This is a genomic window from Blautia sp. Sow4_E7, from assembly GCF_052116245.1.
Taxonomy (GTDB): Bacteria; Bacillota; Clostridia; order Lachnospirales; family Lachnospiraceae; genus Blautia_A.
Genome location: NZ_JBQKLL010000087.1, coordinates 1 through 3,689, shown reverse-complemented (window position 1 = coordinate 3,689; position 3,689 = coordinate 1). Strand labels below are relative to the sequence as shown.

At 43.2% G+C, this 3,689-nt stretch carries 3 protein-coding genes; all 3 read right to left on the bottom strand.

Annotated elements, in window-relative coordinates; translation table 11 throughout:
• Positions 1-6: 6 nt before the first annotated feature.
• Genes ACTQ50_RS19235 through ACTQ50_RS19225 form a run of 3 tightly spaced genes read right to left on the bottom strand, consistent with a single transcriptional unit; the run spans position 7 to position 3,614 of the window.
• Positions 7-1,071: a tyrosine-type recombinase/integrase gene (locus ACTQ50_RS19235; protein ID WP_441485506.1), complete on the bottom strand. Its 1,065-nt coding sequence runs from the start codon at positions 1,069-1,071 to the stop codon at positions 7-9.
• Positions 1,061-2,035, bottom strand: a complete 975-nt coding sequence (locus ACTQ50_RS19230) for a tyrosine-type recombinase/integrase (protein ID WP_441485505.1) — start codon at positions 2,033-2,035, stop codon at positions 1,061-1,063. Before ACTQ50_RS19230 ends, ACTQ50_RS19235 begins: the two co-directional genes overlap by 11 nt.
• Positions 2,028-3,614, bottom strand: a complete 1,587-nt coding sequence (locus ACTQ50_RS19225; protein WP_441485504.1) for a tyrosine-type recombinase/integrase — start codon at positions 3,612-3,614, stop codon at positions 2,028-2,030. Before ACTQ50_RS19225 ends, ACTQ50_RS19230 begins: the two co-directional genes overlap by 8 nt.
• Positions 3,615-3,689 lie beyond the last annotated feature (75 nt).

The following is a 3,689-nucleotide window of genomic DNA, read 5'->3' as shown; positions in this document are numbered from 1 at the left end:
AATTATTTAATCCAGACCACAGAAATGGAGCAGATATTCTTCTTTACCTTTCCATTTTTTCTCTGGATAAGATACAACGTTGCCGTCGGAGTCTTTCACTGGCAATGCTTCCTGATCCACAGAACGAAGTGCGGCTGCCATTGCCTCATTGTCTGCATGAGCGTAGATTGATGTTGAATCGATTGATGAATGCCCCAGAAAGTCTTTGATATAAGAAAGAGGTATGCCTGCTTTGAACATTGCCATTCCTATACTATGGCGAAAAACATGGCAGTGAAGCCCCACCGGAAAAGACGGATCAACTTCATGAAGTCCTTTTGCATAGGATGCGAGAAAAGAATTCACTGTTCTGGGAGCCATTTTCGTATGCTGACCATTATGGATCGTATAAAAAAGATATTCCTGATTATTTCTGTCTGGATGAAATTCATTAAGATAAGCATCCAGATGCGGCAGGACTTCTGTAGGAAGGGGATTATACCGAGTTTTGTTCCCTTTCCCATGAAGCCGGATCTGTACACTTGCGCCGTTGCGAATGATATCATCCAGCTTCATGTTGACCAGTTCTTCAATCCTGCCCCCAGTTTCATAAGCATGAATCATGAAGTACTGATTACGGCGCCCATTCCGTGTTGATGTATCCGGCCAGGAGAAGATAGATTCAAGCTGTTTAGGTTTCAGGTATTCAAGCTTAGGATCTGTTTTCCCTTTGAAACGGCGGATTGATTTCACTTTCAGATATAATTCTGATAACGTGGCATCTTCTTCACTGCAGTAACATAAGAATGACTTAATTGCTGAAAGCCTGAGATTTATTGTGTTGATTGCTTTTGCCTCGCTGTCTCTTAACCAGATGCAGAAATCATAAACCATTTCTTTTGTAAAGCAGTGAAATCCTACTTTATCAAACGGGATCTTTTTCTGTGAGCGCAGGTATTGGCGATATTGATCCAGCGAATCAGTATAGTTTTTAACAGTGGCCTCTGTGAACTTACGTTGTACGATCAGATATTTATGAAGGAAGTCCCGGAGAAGTTCATAAAAGTAAAGCTCTGATTTTTTAATCTTCATGCGGCACCTCCGGCAGTATGGAAGCGTTCACAAGGCGCATACGTGATTCAAACTCAGGGTAGAATGGTTCTGCCAATGTAAGATAATAATCCGTGTCTGCAAAGTTGGAGTGTCCCATGAACTCACTCAGATAAGGATACAATGCATTTAAATCCGCATGCTCACTGACCCATTTGTTCAGCCTGTAAACACAGTAGGAGTGGCGAAAATCATGGACTCTGGGCGGATTCCCTTTGGTCATGACTGCCTCTGGAAGCGGATCCCAGAATTCATGGAACCATACATCCAGAGTAGATTTACTGTAATAATCTCCAGACTGATTTGGAAAGAATGCTGTTCTGTCAGGATATGTATCTCCGATGATACGGTCATAGCGACATAGCAGATCCAGCATGTCATCGCTGACGAAAACAATGCGGGCTTCCCATCCTTTGGATTCCCTGATAAAAATCTTTCCCGTAGAAAGATCGATATCATCGGTGCGTAAAAGCCTGGCTTCCGAGGCTCTAAGACCACAGGTATAAATGAGCCGAAAGATAACAGGTATTACATAGCAGCGTAAAGGTGAAAAAGGTGATTTTTTACAGCGGTCTATGGAAGCAAAGAATGCTTTTAACTCTGCTTCCGTAAAAATGTGTGCATCATACCGAATCTGTTTTCTTGGTATTCCACCGGGAATGATATACGCAGACTTTCCAGTCCCTACAAGATATTTGGCGAACTGGCGGACAGGAGTTACTCGTCTGAGCAGTGTGTTCTGATGCAGTAGTGAACATTTCCTGATCCATGCATCGCATATTTCTTTGGACAGGGTATTGCAGTCTGGATAATCAACTGCAATCATGGCATCAAGATAGCCCAATACCTTTGCTGAAGTATTATAAGGGTATCCAGATGCTCTTTTCTGGGAAATGAAGGCTTCAAAATCAGCACAAAGTTTGCTGTGGAAAACAGGATCAGACAAAGTGATCACCCTCTTCCCAGTATTTCTGCCCAATCTGGGAGAAATCAAGCGGACATTCCTTTAGCATCTGTTCTTCCATTGACAGATATGGCTTGTCTGATTCTTTGGAAACATGTCCAAGGGCGTCTGTAATTACCTGATGCGGTATCTTATTTAAAAGCAGTTTGTGCGTCAGCGTATACCGGCAGACATGTACTCCGCGGCTGTCCTTGTTGACAGTCCGGATTTCTGCCTTGTCAAACAGTTTGGAGCACACCATGTACATGGATTCAAGCCTTTTATATGGTGCCTGCATTCGCACGAAAACATATGGATTTTTTTCTGCTTCTGCAGGCCGTTCGTTCAGGATATAATCCATGATGGCATTTCCGACATCATCAAGCAACGGCAGGCACATAGACACACCGGTTTTTTCCTGTTCCAGTATGATCTGGTCGTTTTTCCAGTCAATTTGACTGAAGCGGAGACGGCAGATATCAATATCGCGTAATCCGAGCCGGAGTCCCAGCCGCATCATTGCTTTTGTACGAAGCGGAGCTTCCTCAATTGCACGGAAAAGTTTTTCTTCATCTGATGCAGTTATATATGGCCTTAAATGTGTGTTTTTATATGCGGGAGTCAGGACCATTCCTGAAAAATCTGCAGGAATAAACCCGGCTGCATACAGATATGACAGGATCTGCCGTATGATTGGAAAAACAGTTCCCCGGCTGTTCAAACAAAGCCGTTCTGACAAAAGGACAAGCATAGACTGAATGTGTGAAGGCTGCAGTTCACCGAGTCCGTTAACATCAGGGACTCCGGTTCCTTCGATGAAAGATCTGAGGGCATAGTCATAAAGAGAAATAGTTTTCTTTTCGAAGTTTCTGGTTCGCAGGAAAGTAAGATACTGCTGGCGGAGTTCTTCCAGAGTATCATCAGAGCAGCGTGTTTTCTTAGAAAGGAACAGTTTCCATTGAAAACAACCGGTATCTGCCACTTCAAGCAGTACACAGACAGAACGGTGTCGGATTTTTCTTTTCCATTCATGCAAGGATCCGTTCTGATGTTTTTGGTTTGTATCTGCAACGAAAGCGTTGCAGGATTCTCTGGTAAACAGGGTGTCCCCGCGAAGATACAGGAAGGTGTATAGTTCCCTCCATGCCTGCATATACTGCCAGCTTGTTGATGCTGAAAGCTGAAGATAAATCATCTCACTTTCTGCCCTTCGGATCAGAAGACCTGCATCGATCCTGCCGTCCATGATCGGAAAAGAAATATTTTGAAACCCCTTTTCTGCTTCACTGGCAGAAGGGATTTCTGGCTCATTATAGAGCTTTCCGTCTGGTGTAAATGCCTTCGTTCCGGCTTCTTTATCTACTAAACGTACAGCATGAAAAAGTTGGAACCGAAGATCTGGTGTTGTGGCATTGGAAACATAGGAATCATACAGTTCCTGGCAAGGTTCTGAAATGCCCAAACTATCACCATGGTCGACAAGATGTTTCAAGTAATTCTTTCTCGCATCATATGTCGAGGGGGCAAGATTCAACTTTTGCTGTTTAAGAACTGCATTAACTACTTTTTTTAATTCATTCATCTCAATACTCCTTTCTGCCACGGAAAACTGCCGTGGTCAGAATTAGGATATCAATTGAGAGAACAAAGAAAAATG